Genomic DNA, 17,090 nt, shown 5'->3' on the forward strand with positions numbered 1-17,090 from the left:
AAAACAGAAATCGTGAATATACGTTTCGCTTGTTTAAGGCTTTTTCGGCGCGAACTTCAAGAAGTGTTCCACTTCTTTTTTGCTTCCGACCACGAGAGTCGTACGCTCGTGCAATTCTTTCGGAGTCAGATCCAGAATTCTTTCTCCATAAACCGTGACTGCCATTCCTCCGGCTTGTTCAGCGATGAAAGCCATCGGAGCCGCTTCGTATAAAAGTCTCAGTTTCCCGTTCGGATACTTGGTCGATTTTGTATCGTTCGGATAGAGGAAGATTCCTCCTTTCAAAAGGTTTCTGTGAAAGTCCGCGACCAGAGATCCGATATAACGTCCGGATTGGGGTTTTCTACCGCCTTCGATGGACTTGATGTCGCGGATATAATTCTTCACTTCGTCGGACCAGTAGTTGTAATTTCCTTCGTTGATGGAATAGATTCCACCGGTTTCGGGCATCTGCATCTCCGGATGAGAAAGGATAAATTCTCCGCAGGAAGGATCGAGAGTAAAACCCGAAACTCCTTTGCCGGTGCAAAGAACGAGCATCGTAGAAGAACCGTACAACACATAACCGGCGGCTCTTTGACCGGAGCCGGCTTGTAAAAGATCGCCTAACGTTCCCGGAGTTCCTCCGGGGCTTTTTCGCAAGTGAACGGAAAAGATCGTTCCGATCGAAACGTTTGCGTCGATATTCGAGGAACCGTCAAGAGGATCGATTGCGATCGTATATTTACCGATTTTATATCCGTTCGGAACGGGAACGGTTTCTTCGTGTTCTTCGCTTCCTAAAATACAAAGGTGGCCGCAACGGGTCAGGGTATGATTGAAAACCTTATCCGCGTATTCGTCCAGTTTCATCTGGGTTTCCCCTTGAACGTTTACAACGTCGGTTGAACCGAGAATATTCTCCAAAAGACCCGCTTTCCGAACCTCGCGGGAAACGATCTTTGCGGCGTAAACCAAGTGGCTCATCAAAGCCGTAAAATCCCCCGTGGCCTGGGGTAACTTGAGTTGTTCCTCGATTAGATATTGGGAAAGACTCAATGTTTGTGTAGGATGGACAGACATAAATTCCTCTGGGAAAATGATTCCAACAGAGTTTTTCGACAGCCTCCGAATTCAAGCCGAAAAGCTTTCCTCAAAAGTCCGATTCTTACCGAAATCCCGTCTGAAATTTAAAGCTCCAAAAGAATCTTGCGATTTTAGGGAGAATCGGTTCCGATATTGTAAGGAGAAGGGAGCCTTATGGAATCCGCAATCAAACCGATCACGCAGAAATACAAACTCACCGACGACTTGTTCGAAGAATTTTCGGATCAGATCGTGCGGGATATCCGCAATTCCTTAAGCAACGAAATCGTGATCACACATTTCCGATTTCAGGATCTGTATTCGTATTTTAAACTTTTGGGGGAACAAAGATCGGGCGAAATCATGAAGGAACTCAAATCGATCATTCAAGCGCATCTCCGACCGTACGATAAATTGTATGTTCTCAGTCCACGGTCGATTCTTACGCTTTCTCCGGATTGTAAGACCGAAGTGGTGCAGGCGCGATTCGACGAAGTCGTCTTTCAGGTAAATCACCTCATCGTGGATTACGAAATTCAATTCATGGAATTGAACGCACCGATCGATACGATCGAACCGATCTGGAAACATCTTCTCGTTTCTTCAAAAAGTACATGACGTCCGTTAAGTGAAAAACTTTCGAACCGATGTACAAACTTCAACTTTTTGAAAAAGTTCTTCAGGGAATGAACGGTTGTACCGTAAATTTTCACGAGGCCAAACCTCGGAGGAAAGAATGGATCAAGCAGAAAAGTTCAAGAAGACCCTGGAACGATACATCGACTACAGAGGGATCGACATCATTCTCCATTTAAAAAACGGAACCGTGATCGAATTGGATAAAAATAGAAAATTAAACGGCGACGTGGTGATCAAAAACGGGAAATTTGGAATCGTGGCTGAAATCGAAATTTCCGAGATCCAAAAAGCGGAATTCTTTGCCGCTTAAAAGACCGAAAACCTTTCTCAAAGCGAAAAGAATTCTTGGAAAAACGGCGTCTTTTTGAGATTTTGTCGGAAAACCCTTGACATAATACCCCCTTTTTCTGGTATCGTAAATCTTGTCTACCTATTTCTTCACGGAAATCTGTGGTCATTTTGCATGCAATTTTGTCTCCGAAGTTTCGTTGTTCGGAGCGGCTATTAAAACGAAGGATTTAAAAATCGAATGGTAGGAATCATTGTAAAAGACGGAGAGTCGATCGAATCTGCTCTGAAACGTTTCAAACGCGACTGCGCTAACGCAGGTATTATGAGCGAAATCAAACGCAGAGAATACTTCGAAAAACCGAGTATCAAAAAGAAAAAAGCGATCGAATCCGCAAAAAGAAAAGCAGAAAAGAAAAAACGCCTTTTCTCTAAAAAAGACAAAGCTTGAGTCAGGGCTTTGTCCAACCCGGAATCGTTTGATTCCACGCATTTGAATCTATAACAACTATGTCCCTGCAGATAAAAATCAATGAAGATCTGAAAGAGGCGATGAAAGCGAAGAAAGAGCCTCATCTTTCCACGCTTCGTCTTTTAAAGTCCGACATCCAATACGAACTGACCAAAACCGGAGCGAAAGAACTCGGGGATGATCAAGTCATATCCGTCATCAAGAAGGCGTATGCGAAACGTTTGGATGCGATCGAGATGTATCAAAAAGCAGGGAGAAACGATCTCTTAGCGCAAGAAGAAGGCGAAGCTTCCGTTCTGAAAGAATATCTTCCGCCTGAACTTCCCGAATCGGAAATCATTGCAACAATCGACAAAATCTTTGCGGAAATGCAACCGACCGCAAAGGATATGGGAAAGGTCATGGGTCGAGTCATGGCCGCTTTCAAAGGAAAAAGCATCGACGGTACTAAAGTTTCGGCAATTGTCAAATCCAGACTTTCCTGAGTCTTAAAGTGAGCCCCCTTTGTCTAACAAAAAGGATTTCATCGATCGAGTTCACCGGGAAGTCCCCATCGAATCTTACATCTCTCGCTTCGTACCGCTTAAAAAGCGCGGTAAAAATTTCTTAGGACTTTGTCCGTTTCATCAGGAAAAATCTCCTTCGTTTAACGTTTCCGCGGAGAAACAATTTTACTACTGCTTCGGATGTAAGGCGTCGGGAGATTTGATCCGTTTTGTAATGGATTACGAGAGAGTGGATTTTTCCCGTTCCCTCGAAATTCTTTCCGAGTATTCCGGAATTCCTCTGGAAGAGAAAAACGCAAAGGTCGCGGAAATCTCCGACTTTTTGTATAAGATCAATCAAAGAGTTTCCGAATATTATCAGCATTTGCTCCATACGCCGGTCGGGAAGAATGCGCTCGATTATCTCAAATCGAGAGAAATCGAGGATTCTGAAATCCGTCTTTTCGGATTGGGATATGCTCCCGAAGGATTTGAAACTCTCGCCAAAGAAGTATTAAAGACCAAGGACGAAATTGCGGGTGCGATTCAGCTCGGACTTTTACGGGAAAAAGAAGCCGGAAACAACCGCCCTTACGATTTCTTTCGGGATCGGATCATGTTTCCAGTCTTGGATTTATCCGGAAGAACGATCGCATTCTCGGGAAGAATTTTAGGCCCGGGTAAAGAAGCGAAATACATCAACAGTCCCGCATCCGTTATTTTCGATAAGAGCCGAACCTTTTACAACTTTTTCAGAGCCAGAGAGGGCGTACGCAAGACAGGAGAAGCGATGCTCGTCGAAGGATATTTGGACGTGATCGGTCTCGTGAGAAGAGGTTATGAAAACGTGGTCGCATCCATGGGAACCGCGATCACGGAGAATCACATTCGAACGATGAAGAAATTCGCCGAAAAGGTGACCTTCGTTTTGGACGGGGATATCGCAGGAAAGAAGGGCGCTTTGCGTGCGGCCGAAATCTGTCTAAAAGAAGGAATGGAATGTTCGATCGTCCTTCTTCCGGAGGGAAAAGATCCTTTTGATCTTGCAAAATCCATGAGCAGACCGGAACTGGGCGAACTTTTGTCGGAACAAATTCAGGGTTCAGAGTTCGTAGTGGAAGAGCTTTTGGAAAACGCGGACTCTCGCGCGCTTCCCGAAAAGAAACGAAAGGCTCTGCAAAACTTGTATTCTTTTATTCAGAATTTGAATCGGGAAACCGACAAGCAGTTCTTTTTGGGACTGGGCGCAAACAAGCTCGGGATCAGCATGGACGCCGTTCTTCGGGATTTTAAAGGCGGAACGCCAAAGAATGGACCTGCAAATGCCGATACTAGATCTAACTTAAAGGAAGTTCAAGAGATCGCAGGTCCCGCGCTCGACTGTGAGAGAAAAATCATCTCGATGCTGGTCAAACATACGGGGCTTTTTTCCTATTCGGAAGAGATTTCTTCGATGGAATTCATGGATACGGCGAGTTCCTTTCTTTGGGATTATTTATACACGATTTATACGGGAGAAGGGGAAATTTCTCCCGTGCAGATTTTATCCTCGGAGCTTCCCGAGGATTTGAAGCGCGCTCTGGCTCCTTACTTGATGGAAGAAGATTCCGAAAAAGTCGAGCCGGGGGAACTTCATAAGGTTTTTAGAATTCTTCTTCTGCAGCAGAAGAAGTTTCGAATCGAGGAAAGAATTCGGGAACTCGATCAAAGAAGAGAACGTTTTTTTACGCCCGAGATCTTTACGGAACTCAGTTTTTACCGTAAGGAAAAAGAAAAGATTCTGGAACATATCCGGAGTCAATCGGCTACCACATAATTTAGAGGGAATGGAATGATGGAAAATCTACAAAGCATGCCTGAGGTTCAGAAGATCATATCTCTGGGCAAGGCAAACGGAGAAGTATCCTACGATGATATCAACGAGATCCTTCCCGACAAGATTCTGAACTCGGAAAAGATAGACGATTTTTTCACCCTCCTGCACGAGATGGGAATCGAGATCGTGGAAGAATATACCAGAAACACTCTGGAACCGGCTTCCACTCTCGTTCCTAAAGACGATTCCAAACCGGCTCGTAAGAAAAAAGAATCCTCTTCTTCCGCAAGCGGTTCGGAAGACCCGATCAAACTTTATTTAAGAGAAATCGGAAAGGTAAGTTTGATTTCCGGAGAAACGGAAGTCTTCCTCGCGAAAAGAATCGAGAAGGGGGAAAAGATCATCGAAGAGACGATCCTGAGTTCTTCCATTCTCAGAGCGAACTACATTAAACTTTTACCGAAGATCAGAAGCAAAAAGATCAAAGTCTACGATCTCATCCGCGTGGATAAGATGTATGCCCTCAACGCGGAAGAGGCGCATAAACTCGAAGAATTATTCTTTAAGAATATTCTCGTGATCCAGGAACAGGAAAAGGTTCTTCAGGAAGCGGTTTCCAAAATCAGAAAGTATTCCGAAACTTCCAAAAAGTTTAAGGAATTCAAAGAGAAGATCGACGCTTCCACAGAAATCATTCACAATGCGATCCGCGAACTCGGGGTTTCTCAAAAAGAGATTCAAAAAATTTCCCAAAAGATCAAGTCCATGGTCTTTCGGATCAAGGAAATCGATCGTCACTTCCTAAAGATCAAGGCGCAATACGGTCAAGACGTCCGCGATATCAAGGCGTTCAACCGCTTTATCGAAAAGAACGAGAAGTTAGACGACATCGAAGTCAAGATGGGCGTGAACATCGACGAAGTGCGCGAAGTCATCAAGGACATCCGCAACAACGAAAGAAAACTCCGTCGCATGGAACAGGAAGCCGGTTCAACCGTTCAAGAGATCAAGGATTGGGGCGAAAAGATCATCAAAGGGGAGAGAGAAATCTCTCAAGCCAAGAAAGAACTGGTTAAGGCAAACCTTCGTCTCGTGGTTTCGATCGCGAAACGTTATGCGAATCGGGGAATGCACTTTTTCGATTTGATCCAAGAAGGAAACATCGGTCTCATCAAAGCGGTCGATAAGTTCGAATATAAGAAAGGTTATAAATTCTCCACATACGCGACTTGGTGGATTCGTCAGGCGATCACACGCGCGATCTCCGATCAAGCGAGAACGATCCGCGTTCCGGTTCACATGATCGAACAGGTCAACAAGGTAATCCGCGAAACCAGATTGTTCGTACAGGAATTCGGTCGCGACCCGAGCAACGAGGAAATTGCGGAACGACTCGGCTGGCCTGTACAAAAGGTCAAGATGGTCAAGAACGTAGCGAGAGAACCGATCTCTTTGGAAATCCCGGTCGGCTCGGAAGAAGATTCCGAACTCGGAGATTTTATCCCGGACACCGAAGTGGAAACGCCCGTGAACGCGGCGGCTTCGAGCATTCTTGCCGAACAGATTCGTCAAGTGCTGCATACTCTGCCTGCACGGGAACAAAAGGTAATCCGTATGCGTTTCGGTTTGGACGATGGTTATCCGCAGACTTTGGAAGAGGTCGGGTATCAGTTCAAGGTAACGAGAGAAAGGATTCGTCAGATCGAAGCCAAGGCGCTCCGAAGACTCAGACACCCGTCTCGTTCGAAAAAACTGAAAGATTATATCGACGGTTGATTAAAGTTCCGACATATAGAGCGATCCATAGAGAGCTATATAGCCAAAAGCCCGCAGAGCGGGGAAAGCGTTGGCTCTTTGCAAAGCAAAGATATCGGATACATTCGAAAGGTAATGCTTTACCGTTGTTTTCTCGGTAGAACATCGCAAATAGTGAATGCTCACATCCATCGTATAACCCAGTGTGTCACTCTCTATGGATCGCGACACAGGGTGGGGCCATTTGAGTTTGTCGGAAGAGCGCTGTTCTTCCGACAAACCTTCCTAAGTTCAACGATACGACTTTCTTAAACTTTCAATCAGCTCGATCGCAGCGGTTTCCTCCGCCTTTTTCGTTTTGTCCTTCCACTTAAGCAGCTTTGACAAAATCGCGGAAACCGGAACCACCATTTTACGCGCCATTTCCAGATCTACGAAAAGAATTCTAAGTCTTCTTGCAAGAACGTCCGTGACGCCTAACGCGAACTCTTCTTTCACGGCGAACAAAACCTCTTCTTCGAAATACGGAATTCCTTTTCCTAAAAGTTTCGGCTTTTTACCCAAAATCTCGAAAACTTCGGTTCCGTAGTAATTCTGGAGACGTTTGGCGAATGTGGTATCAACTTTATAGGTAGTTTCAATCTCTTGGTAGAGAGTTTCCGAATAACCGGCGGCTCCCGGATAGGAATAAAACTTCGTAGAACATTCTTCACCTTCTTCGAGATTTCCGACTTGGATCAACTTATCCACGAGATCTTCCGCCATCTTTCTATAGGTGGACCATTTCCCGCCGCCCATCGTAACAAGTCCCGAATTCGAAACGAGGATCACTTCTTCCCTGGATATATTTTTCGTATCTTGGTTTCCTTCGGGAGAAATCAAAGGACGAATTCCCACGAAGACGGATAAGATGTCTTTCTCAGAAACGGGATTCTCCAGATATTCGTTCCCGGTTTCGAGTAAAAAGGAGACCTCGTTGCCGATCGGAAGAGGTTCGTCTCCCGGATTTTCAACCGGAGTATCGGTCGTTCCTAATATAACGTGATCTTCCCAAGGGATGATAAATACGACTCTTCCGTCTTTGGTTTTCGGAATGATCATCGCGGATTCGCAAGGGATCTTTTCTTTGGAGAAGACGAGGTGAATTCCTTGGCTCGGAGAAAGAACATTGAACGTTCTCGGATCGTCTAGTTTACGGACGTGATCCACCCAGACTCCGGTCGTGTTCGCGATCACCTTCGCATGAACAGGAAAGGTTTTCCCGGTTTCCAAATCCTTGAGATTCGCCCCGGTAAGTTTACCATTCTCCTTAATGAAAGAAACGAGCTCGACACGGTTTGCGACCACGGCTCCTTCTTTTTCAGCGGATCTGGCAAGAAGCACGTTCAAACGAGCGTCGTTGAACTGAGCGTCGTAATAGGTAATTCCGCCGAAAAGTCCGTCTCGTTTGATCGCACCGAATTCGGAGATCGCTTCCGATTTGGATACAGTTTTGTGAGAAGGAAGTTTGCCTCGGGACGCAAGAATATCGTATAAGGTCAGACCGATTCCGTAATACGGACGCTCGTAAAAGCGATATGCGGGAAGAACGAACTTCAGCGGTTTTACTAGATGCGGAGCATTCTCCAGAAGTCTTTGTCTTTCCGTCAACGCTTCATGAATGAGTTTAAAATGAAACTGAGCGAGATAACGAACCCCGCCGTGAATGAGTTTGGTGGAACGGGAAGAGGTTCCGGAAGAAAAATCCTTCTTTTCGATCAATGCGGTTTTATAACCTCGTTTGGCCGCGTCGAGGGCCGCACCGGTTCCGGTCGATCCGCCTCCGATTACGAGTATGTCAAAGGATTCCTTTTGCAGTTTCGAAATTTGTTGAGTTCGGTTCTGTTTTTCCATTTTGAGAATTCTTCCTGCTTTACAGGTTTCTTTCCCCCTACAAATTTGCATTAAGTTTCACAATCCAATCCGGATTTTTCTTTCATGGACATTCAAAAACAAATCGAAATCATCCGTCGCGGCTGCGTTGATCTGATCAGCGAAGAAGAATTAAAATCCAAACTTCAAAAAAAGAAAACGCTGAAAATCAAGGCAGGCTTTGATCCGACTGCGCCCGATCTTCACCTCGGTCACTTTGTTCAGCTCAAAAAATTAAAACATTTCCAAGATTTGGGTCACGAGGTTTCATTTCTTCTCGGAGATTTCACCGCGATGATCGGAGATCCGACCGGAAAGTCAGAAACCCGAAAAAGGCTTTCCCGGGAAGAGGTTTTGGAGAACTCCAAAACGTATCAAAGTCAGGTTTTCAAGGTCCTGGATCCCGTTAAAACGAAGATCGTATATAATTCCAGTTGGTGTTCCGGGATGAATTTCGAGGACGTGTTGGTCCTGAGTTCCAAATACAACGTCGCAAGAATGTTGGAACGGGACGACTTCAGCAAACGTTATAAGGCAGGCCAACCGATCTCGATGATCGAGTTTTTGTATCCTTTGGTGCAAGGATACGATTCCGTCGCTATGGAATGCGATGTGGAACTCGGCGGAACCGATCAAAAGTTCAATCTTCTTGTCGGACGCGATTTACAAAGAGAATACGGAAAAGAAGCGCAGTGCGTTCTGACACTTCCGTTACTTGTGGGATTGGACGGAAATAAAAAGATGTCCAAGTCGCTCGGAAACTACGTGGGAATTACGGAAGCTCCGATCGATATGTTCGGAAAACTCATGTCGATCAGCGACGATCTTATGTGGAACTACTTCGAACTTTTGACCGATCTCCCGATGTCCGAAATTTCATCCCGCAAAAACGGAATGGCAAAGAAGGAACTTCATCCGAAAGAAGTGAAGACCGAACTTGCAAAACTCATCATGGATCAGTTCTCTTCTCCTTCGGAAAACGAAGCGGCAATCGAAGAATGGAAGAAGATTCACAATCCTAAATCCAGAGCGGTCCCGGATGACATCAAAGAAGTAACGTTAGGCGAAGAATTCTTTGCGGAAACCCCCGAGCCCTTGCTCGTTTGGGTGTTGAGCAAACTTGCCTTCGTTCCATCCGTTTCGGAAGGAAGAAGACTCATCAAGGCCGGCGGATTGTATCTCGCGGAAGATAAAATCACGGACGAAAAAATTTCCATCCAGAAAGGAAAGGAATACCTGGTTAGACAGGGGAAAAAGGGCAAATTTTTAAAAATTCTTTCGTAAAAATGATTTGAAGGATTCGAATTTCCCGATTTCAATCGAACCTTTATGTTAAGCGAGGAAGAATCTTCAGAACTTTCACGGACGATTTCCGAGATCAAAAAAAGCGGAATCGAATCCGAAGTCATCGAACGAAAATTTCGTACGTTGCGGATTCTTTTCTCCTTGGGATTTTTTACGTTCCTCGGTGCAGTCTCGATTCTTACCCTAACGCATCGAATCTTCCGATTGGAAGCGACCGTTGAAAAACAAACGGTTCATATCACGAATCTCGAAGAAACCCTGACTTCTCTCCGGCTCGAAGAACAACAGCAAGAGGAAGAATTGCTCAAATTCAAATCCGATCTCTACGACGCGGTTCCGGACGGAGATTTATCTGATCAAGTTTCCGAGAACAAGGCTTCGCTCGAAGCGCTTCCCGGTTCGGATATCGGTAAAAATATCAACCGGGGAGACACTCGGTTTAAGGAAATCGCACTTACATTCGATTTAGGAACCGGAGAAGATCTCAAACTCATCTACGAATATCTTTCCCGTTTTCCGATCAAGATCACTCTCTTCGTTTCCAACGAGAACCCGGCGTTAAAAAACGGTTCTTTTTTCAGCAATACGAATCTCTATTATCTCAAGAAACTTTCGGAACTCGGAAATCGGGTCGTGTTCGGAAATCATACCTGGAGTCATTATAATATTCCCAGAAGTTTATATGAACCTTCTTTACGAAAACGAGCGCTCTTGAGTTACGTTTCGGACGAAATCCCGGACACGAATTTTCTGCAGCAGGAAATGAGAATGGTAGAGGAGAAGTTCGAATCCGTAACCGGAAAACAACTTACGAAATATTATAGATTGCCGTATGGCGGTTTCGATCCTCTGGTGATTCGGACCTTCGGAAAATTGGGATATTCCCACCATATCTTTTGGAGCAACAACTCGGTGGGCTCCCTGGATATTCCGGATTTCGTGTATAAGAAATTCATTTATAAGAAAGATCCCCAGACCGGAAAAACGAGAATTATGCCGAATCCGAACTACAAAACCAGAGCGGAAGCTTTGGACTTTTTGTATCGTTGGGAAGAGGCGGACAAAAACGGGATGAACGGGGCGATTATTTTGATGCATTTGGGATCTCCGAGACAATCGGAAAAGCTGATCTACATTCTTCCTGATTTTATTCAGGAAATGCTTTCTAAAGGCTACAGCTTTGTGACCATCCCGGAGATCATCAACACGCAGCAGGATTAATCGATCAAAATTTTGTTAGAGTTCCGACAAGGATCGAAAAGATAAGCTGACAAGATCTAGGTTTTCTGTTAAAGAAAAAATCTCAAATTCTTCCCGCAAAGCCCACCTCCACCACCCAATGAGGGCGGGGGCCTTTTCGAATATATTGTGGGGACTTACGACGAAGTCAAAGACTCCACTTTAGCTTTTGACCAACTGGTATGTCTTTGTGGGAACTCTTACAATAACCTCGGATCAATCAGAATCCGTCCAACTTCACTTGAATCTCTTTAAAGAAAGGATCCCAAACGTTTTCCTTACACCACTGAGCGTTCAGTTCCGTTTGCTCTACCTGATTCTGCCAGAGTCTGTATTTTATTGTTTTTACGGTCGTATTCGTCTTATCACCCGTAATCTGAAAGTAATATTTATGCGAGGCTTGAATGTCATGGCCAGTGGCGGATAAATTGCTGCTATACTGGTTTCCATACTGAGTTCCACTGATTAAGGTCATATTGAAGAAAGGAACTTTTTCGGTAACGATGATTCCCTTATCCTTTTCCACCTTTTCAACAGGAATCTTCAACTCATTCAAAGCGGCAAGGGTTGCTTTGAAAGTTTTCTCTTTTGAATAAGGGAAAGACTTCGTTAAGTTTTGGTTATAAAGATTTTCGTCGATCTTAGTTGCCGTTACACAGTTTGCAAACAACACCAACGAAGTGAATAAGAATACAATTCTTTTCAAGTGAAACTCCTAAAATAAAAATCAATTACTAAGGAGAAAACAAAGTGATAAGAGTCAAGAAAAAGAATTAGAAAGAGACATTTTGGAACACGGAGAACAAAGAAATGAAAAGAAGAAATAAAATCAAATGAATGAAGAATGAAAATTTCGACAAATTTAGAAAAGAGAATCAGCAACCATTTGGTCCCCAAATCTCTTTTCTAAATTGCAAGAGGATTCTTACTTAGTTCTACTCCACAACAAACGTTGGAATCTCGCCTGAACGTTATGCACCGTCTTGTATAAAACGGGAACGGCGACTAACGTGAGAAACGATGAAAACGCAAGTCCCCAACCGAACGCAAGCGCCATAGGAACCAAGAAAGGATCTCGTCCGCCGATTCCATACGCGGTCGGCAAAAGACCCAACACCGTCGTAACCGTCGTCAGTACGACCGGTCTGAGTCGTAATAGTCCTGTTTCGATCAAAATCGAATCGATGTCTTCGTTCGGTTTTTCGAGTTTGAGTTGGTTCGCAAAGTCCACGAGAACGATGGAATCGTTCACCACGACTCCCGCAAGACCTACGATTCCTAAGAATGCAAGAAAACCGAAGTATTCTCCATGTAAAACGAAAGCGAGAATCACACCGATCAATGAGAATGGAATCGAACTTACCACAATGACGGGCTGGATCAAAGAGCGGAAGAGGGAAGCGAGAATCATAAAGATGATGATGAACGCCACGAGAAAGGCCCTTCCCAAACTCGCAAGGGATTCTTCCGTGTCTTTATTTTCTCCGCCGAAACGCATCCGATAACCCGGATATTTATCCATAATTCCCTTGGAAAGTTTCGCAATTTCCGCGTTGGCTCTTCTCGTGTCTGTTTTGGTTTCATCCAAGTTCGCGGTCACGGTAAGAAGTCGTTTTCCATCCAAGTGATTGATGTTCGCAAATCCGGGTTCGCGAACGTAGGTTATCAATCTCGACACGGGAATCAGTTTCCCGAGTTGGTTGGCTACAAAGATATTGTTCAACGATCCGATGGACTTTCTTACGTCTTCTGGAAAACGAACCTTTACTTCTACTTCCTCGTCCGAACGTTTGATCTTGGTTGCGACGGTTCCTTGAAACGCTGTGTTGATCGCCTGTGCGACTTTGAAAACGGAAACTCCTGCGGTCGACGCAAGGGATTCACTGACCTTAATTCGAATCTCGTCCTTTCCTTCGTTAAAGTCGTCTCCGATATCGGTAACACCGGGAACCTTTGCCATCACGGACTTATATTCTTCACCGATCCGGATCAAAGTATCATACTCGTCTCCGCGAATCTCGATCGCGACCGGTTTTCCAACGGGAGGTCCGCCGGAAATCTTTTCAAAATCCAGAGCGAGCAGTTGTCCTTTAAACCGCGAGAATTCCGCTGGGAAAGCGGACAAATTGAAGGGTTTGTATTCTTCCTTTTTCTTTTCCGCTTCCTTTTTGCGGGTTTCTTCGAGAATCTTTACGGACTTTTCGTTCAAAAGCCAGATCGTCTTTTCTCGAACTTCGGATATGATTTCGTCGGTGGCCCTCTTTCTATTTTCTTCCGGCGTTAAATAAACGAGAACCTGAGCGTAATGTTTTCCGCGTTTGGTAAACGGATCGTTCGGATCTTTTTGAATGATTCCGACCCGAGTCACGTAATTCTCCACTTCTTCTTTCGAAACTTTTGCGAGTTCGTTTTCGAGAACGTGCGTAAATCGTTCCGTTTCCTGCAGAGACATTCCGGTTTGTCCGGTCAATTTGATCTGAAAGACATCCACGGAACCCGGAAAGAGTTTGAATCTTCCCGCGACCGCAAACAAAGCAAAACTTCCGATCAACATTGCGAAGAGATAGATAAAAATCTGAAGTCTGTGCCGCAGCGCGAACTTCAACAAAGGAAGATAATAGTTCACCTTGAGTTTGTAGAACCATCCGCTTTCCTCTTTGATTTCCCCCGAATGAAACTTATGTTTGTTGATATCGTATAAGTGGGAAGGGAGAATGAAGAACGCTTCCGATAAAGAGGCGAGTAACGCGATGATGACGACCAACGGAATGCTGTAGATGAACTTTCCGAAGATCCCGGTCATAAATAGCATCGGCGCGAAAGCGGCAACGGTCGTCGTCACGGTAGCCGTTACGGGATCGATGACTTCCGAGGTTCCTTTCAAGGCGGCCTCGTAGGCGGGCATTCCTTCTTCCATGTAACGATATACGTTCTCACAGATAATGATCGCGTCGTCGACCAAGATCCCCACGACGATGATCAAACCGAACATCGAGATCAGGTTCAAGGTCAATCCGAGATAATTCATGATGACGAAGGTCGCACCGAAGGAAACCGGAATTCCCAGCGCAGTCATCAATGCGACTCTCCAACCTAAGAATAAAAACAGGGAAGCAGTCACTAAAATCAAACCGCCCACCGCGTTGGACAAAAGAACGCCGAGCCTTCTTCGAATGTATTTGGAAAGGTCGTTTACGAACGCATATTCGAATTCTCCCTGAGAATTCTTTTTAAATTCGTCGATTACCTTTTTGGCTTCGTCCACGACGAGAATCGCGTCCGCTTTTTCCCGTTTGATGACGGTCAACGCGATCGTTTTTCTTCCGTTGACCTTATCGAGATATTCCGCTTCCTTTAAACCTTCGGTCACGGTCGCCACGTTGTCGATTCGGATCGAATTTCCGATCTCGTTCGAACGAATATGAACCCCTCCGATTTCCCGGGGAGAATCGAATTCTCCGATGGTTCTTAATATGACTTCTTTTTGATTTCCCGCGATGTTTCCGCCGGGAAAGTTAATATTACGATTTTTTAATGCAAAGATGACGTCCTGACTCGTGAGATAATGCGAAAACATCGCAGCTGGATTGATATCCACCTGCATCTCGGTTTCTCTCCAGCCCCGTTTGGAAATTCGAGCGACTCCTGGAATATCCTCCAGAGCCTGTTCCACGATCTTCGCCTGGGCCTTGAGACGTTTTTCGGCTTCCAAACTCATATCGTTGGAAGCGAGGCTGATGTCGATTTCGATGACGGGTTGTCTCGACGTTGTGATTTCCGTAACGAGAGGATCTTCCGCTTCTTCCGGGAGATCTTCCACTCGATCGATCGCGGACTTAATGTCGTCGACGACTTTCTGCGTATCCTTGGAATCCGGGTCCAATGTGATTACGATCCCGGAACGATTCTCAATCGATGCGGAACGGAATTCTTTGATTCCATCCACTTCCTTGATCGCTTCTTCCAGAGGTTTTGTAACCAGCTTTTCGATCTCGGAGGGAGAAGCCCCGGGAAACACCGTTACCACGCTTACGATATCGAAGTTGATGTTCGGGAAGGCTTCCCGATTCATTTTCACCGCGGTAAAACCTCCGATGAGAATGATCAAAAAGGTGAGAAGATTTACGAAGATACTCTTAGAAAGAAAGTATTCGACCAGTGATTTCATAGTTTTTGTTTTTTTAATCTAGAATGTTTGCGTTCGAGTCGAGAGTGTCGTTGAAGCCGAACAGTTTCGTATCCTTCAATCGATCCACGTAGAGAACTCCTAATAAATGATCGCATTCGTGTTGATAGACGACCGCTTTGTAACCGTCGATGACCTCGTCGAAACGGTTTCCTTTTTCGTCCATCCACTGCATGCGGATCTTATTGGGTCTTTCCACGTAACCCCTCATTCCCGGAACGGAAAGACATCCTTCCCAAAAACCGGAACTATCCTTGGTAAGAGGCGTGATCGTCGGATTTAAGATGACTCGTTCGGGAACGTCCGGCGTTCCCGGATAACGCTCGTTATCCTCCGAGCCAACGACTACGATCTGCTTGAGAATTCCGATCTGAGGCGCGGCAAGACCGACTCCTTCCGCGTGACGCATCGTATCGAACATATCGCGGAGAAGCTTTTTGAATTCTTTGGTTTGGATCTCGTCTTCTGTAACGGGTTCCGAAACTTGGCGGAGAATCGGATCTCCCATTCTTAAAATTTTTCTTACTGACATACTTAAAAACCAGGTTCTATCTTAAATTTTGACTTTTTTTGGACAGAAGAAATCGGCACATCCGCAAGAATTTTCATAAACAAATCCTTCAAGATCGGTTGAACCGATTTGGAATCCGACGCTTCGATCCGAAAGACCGAAAACTTACCGAGAGTTTCTCCGAAGTTTCGAATCTGTTTCGTAATCGGTTCGGATTTTTTCGTAAAAACGATCGATGGTAAAAATCCGGAATCGGTTAAACCGACATGGAAACTTCTTTCCATCGAATCGTAAAAGGAATGCAGCTCGCGCGACAACAAAAACCACGGGTTCCAGGGAAAACGTTCCAGAATCCAATCCACGTTTTTCGGAAGCCAAGGAAAACCATCATCCGGTTTAAAAAACGGAGGGTTTAGAACGGAGGCTGCTTCGATTTTGGAAGAATGTCTCTGCAAAAGGTCGAAAACCATTCCGGAAAACAGGCCTTCTCCGATGAGTTTCACCTTTCGTTTGGAAGCGACAATTTCGCGGGAAATCGTTTCAATCCACGTTTGATAGTCGGGAAAATCGACTTGGACCTTGTCGGTCGGCAATTCTACGATTCGCACGGAATACGAAGACTCGAAGGGCTCCGCGTATAACGTTCTGCCCGGAAAGGAAAAATCAGGGATTAAAAGGAGAGGATCGAGATTCTCCTCGTTCCTGCGACGGATTTGGATCGGGCTTTGCATACGGACACGCAACGGGTTTGAATTTCTTACCGAGCTTTGTCATTCTACGGGAAATAGCGATAAAAAAAGAAACGGGCAGCTTCTTTCCGGATTGAGAATGGCCTGAGAAATCATACAATACAGGTTCCGAACGGATTTCTTTGGAGTTATAGAAGCGGAGAAACGGAGAAGGAAGCGAGCGTAAAAGAGTTTGACAGAGGGCTGAAAGTTTAAAAACTCAAGTGGCGGAAAGTGCAGGGTCTGGAGACGAGGGGAATCGAACCCCCGACCTTTTGAATGCCATTCAAACGCTCTCCCAACTGAGCTACGTCCCCGCTGGGAATCAGGTTTTTACCGAATTCTTTGAAGTCAATACAAATACAGGAGTGGTAAGGATGAGTGAGTCGATCGAGGATTTACAAAAAAAATTAAAAATCCAAAACGATATTATCAAAGGATATGAGAAGGTTTTAAGACTCAACGAGCAGGAATTGGAGAACGCGGACGAAATCATCCGTATGTATGAAGGCATCATTCAATATTCCGGAAGAGAGTTGAAGGACGCAAAAGAAGCGTTCGACGCGACCAACGTAGTCACCAATCTTTCCCGGGAAGAACTGATGGGAGCGTTGACTCGCATTAGAGAATTAGAAAATGCGAATAAGAAACTTCGGGAAGAATCCTTAAAGTTTCAGGCCGGCTGAACCT

The 17,090-nt window shown here is 45.1% G+C and carries 15 protein-coding genes and 1 tRNA gene; 9 read left to right on the forward strand and 7 right to left on the reverse strand.

The genetic code is table 11. The annotated features are described in order from the left end of the window. Window positions 1-33: 33 nt before the first annotated feature. Window positions 34-1,062 carry a class 1 fructose-bisphosphatase gene (gene fbp, locus DLM76_RS15770; protein ID WP_118956597.1) on the reverse strand — a complete coding sequence of 343 codons (1,029 nt, stop codon included), beginning with the start codon at window positions 1,060-1,062 and terminating at the stop codon, window positions 34-36. A gap of 177 nt (window positions 1,063-1,239) precedes the next feature. Here fbp and DLM76_RS15775 point away from each other — a divergent pair, with 177 nt between their 5' ends. From DLM76_RS15775 to rpoD, 6 genes are all read left to right on the forward strand, one after another. Further along, window positions 1,240-1,683, forward strand: coding sequence for a hypothetical protein (locus DLM76_RS15775; RefSeq protein ID WP_118956596.1), 444 nt, complete (start codon window positions 1,240-1,242; stop codon window positions 1,681-1,683). 118 nt (window positions 1,684-1,801) lie between these two features. Further along, window positions 1,802-2,014 (forward strand): hypothetical protein, encoded by a 213-nt coding sequence (locus DLM76_RS15780; RefSeq protein ID WP_118965783.1) that lies wholly within the window; start codon window positions 1,802-1,804, stop codon window positions 2,012-2,014. 219 nt (window positions 2,015-2,233) lie between these two features. Further along, entirely contained in the window at window positions 2,234-2,443 is a 210-nt protein-coding gene (gene rpsU / locus DLM76_RS15785; RefSeq protein WP_000232823.1) for a 30S ribosomal protein S21, read from the forward strand. A gap of 59 nt (window positions 2,444-2,502) precedes the next feature. Next, entirely contained in the window at window positions 2,503-2,949 is a 447-nt protein-coding gene (locus tag DLM76_RS15790; RefSeq protein ID WP_118956595.1) for a GatB/YqeY domain-containing protein, read from the forward strand. Between the two features lie 19 nt (window positions 2,950-2,968). Continuing rightward, window positions 2,969-4,765 (forward strand): DNA primase, encoded by a 1,797-nt coding sequence (dnaG, locus tag DLM76_RS15795; RefSeq protein ID WP_118965784.1) that lies wholly within the window; start codon window positions 2,969-2,971, stop codon window positions 4,763-4,765. 18 nt (window positions 4,766-4,783) lie between these two features. Continuing rightward, window positions 4,784-6,541, forward strand: coding sequence for an RNA polymerase sigma factor RpoD (rpoD, locus tag DLM76_RS15800; RefSeq protein ID WP_100763847.1), 1,758 nt, complete (start codon window positions 4,784-4,786; stop codon window positions 6,539-6,541). 270 nt (window positions 6,542-6,811) lie between these two features. On the opposite strand, the gene DLM76_RS15805 is transcribed toward rpoD, so the two are convergent. Beyond that, window positions 6,812-8,464, reverse strand: a complete 1,653-nt coding sequence (locus DLM76_RS15805) for a glycerol-3-phosphate dehydrogenase/oxidase (RefSeq protein ID WP_118965785.1) — start codon at window positions 8,462-8,464, stop codon at window positions 6,812-6,814. Between the two features lie 33 nt (window positions 8,465-8,497). On the opposite strand from DLM76_RS15805, the gene tyrS reads away from it, so the two are divergent. Beyond that, window positions 8,498-9,715, forward strand: a complete 1,218-nt coding sequence (gene tyrS / locus DLM76_RS15810; protein WP_118956592.1) for a tyrosine--tRNA ligase — start codon at window positions 8,498-8,500, stop codon at window positions 9,713-9,715. A 45-nt stretch (window positions 9,716-9,760) separates the two neighbouring features. Then, complete coding sequence (locus DLM76_RS15815) at window positions 9,761-10,957, forward strand: polysaccharide deacetylase family protein (RefSeq protein ID WP_118965786.1); 1,197 nt, start codon at window positions 9,761-9,763, stop codon at window positions 10,955-10,957. A gap of 238 nt (window positions 10,958-11,195) precedes the next feature. Here DLM76_RS15815 and DLM76_RS15820 read toward each other — a convergent pair whose 3' ends face one another. The 5 genes from DLM76_RS15820 to DLM76_RS15840 form a co-directional block, all read right to left on the reverse strand. Continuing rightward, window positions 11,196-11,681, reverse strand: a complete 486-nt coding sequence (locus tag DLM76_RS15820; RefSeq protein ID WP_118956590.1) for a hypothetical protein — start codon at window positions 11,679-11,681, stop codon at window positions 11,196-11,198. Between the two features lie 219 nt (window positions 11,682-11,900). Beyond that, window positions 11,901-15,143 (reverse strand): efflux RND transporter permease subunit, encoded by a 3,243-nt coding sequence (locus tag DLM76_RS15825; protein WP_118956589.1) that lies wholly within the window; start codon window positions 15,141-15,143, stop codon window positions 11,901-11,903. A 13-nt stretch (window positions 15,144-15,156) separates the two neighbouring features. Beyond that, the gene (def, locus tag DLM76_RS15830) at window positions 15,157-15,693 is read right to left on the reverse strand and encodes a peptide deformylase (RefSeq protein WP_118956588.1); all 537 of its coding nucleotides are present in this window, start codon (window positions 15,691-15,693) and stop codon (window positions 15,157-15,159) included. Window positions 15,694-15,695: 2 nt separating this feature from the next. Continuing rightward, on the reverse strand, window positions 15,696-16,403 hold the full coding sequence (locus DLM76_RS15835; RefSeq protein ID WP_118965787.1) for a hypothetical protein: 708 nt from the start codon (window positions 16,401-16,403) through the stop codon (window positions 15,696-15,698). A 241-nt stretch (window positions 16,404-16,644) separates the two neighbouring features. After that, a tRNA-Ala gene (locus DLM76_RS15840) sits at window positions 16,645-16,717 on the reverse strand. A gap of 60 nt (window positions 16,718-16,777) precedes the next feature. On the opposite strand from DLM76_RS15840, the gene DLM76_RS15845 reads away from it, so the two are divergent. Beyond that, entirely contained in the window at window positions 16,778-17,086 is a 309-nt protein-coding gene (locus DLM76_RS15845; RefSeq protein ID WP_010574813.1) for a hypothetical protein, read from the forward strand. Window positions 17,087-17,090: the final 4 nt, after the last annotated feature.

It is taken from the genome of Leptospira yasudae (assembly GCF_003545925.1).
In the GTDB taxonomy this organism is placed as follows: Bacteria; Spirochaetota; Leptospiria; order Leptospirales; family Leptospiraceae; genus Leptospira; species Leptospira yasudae.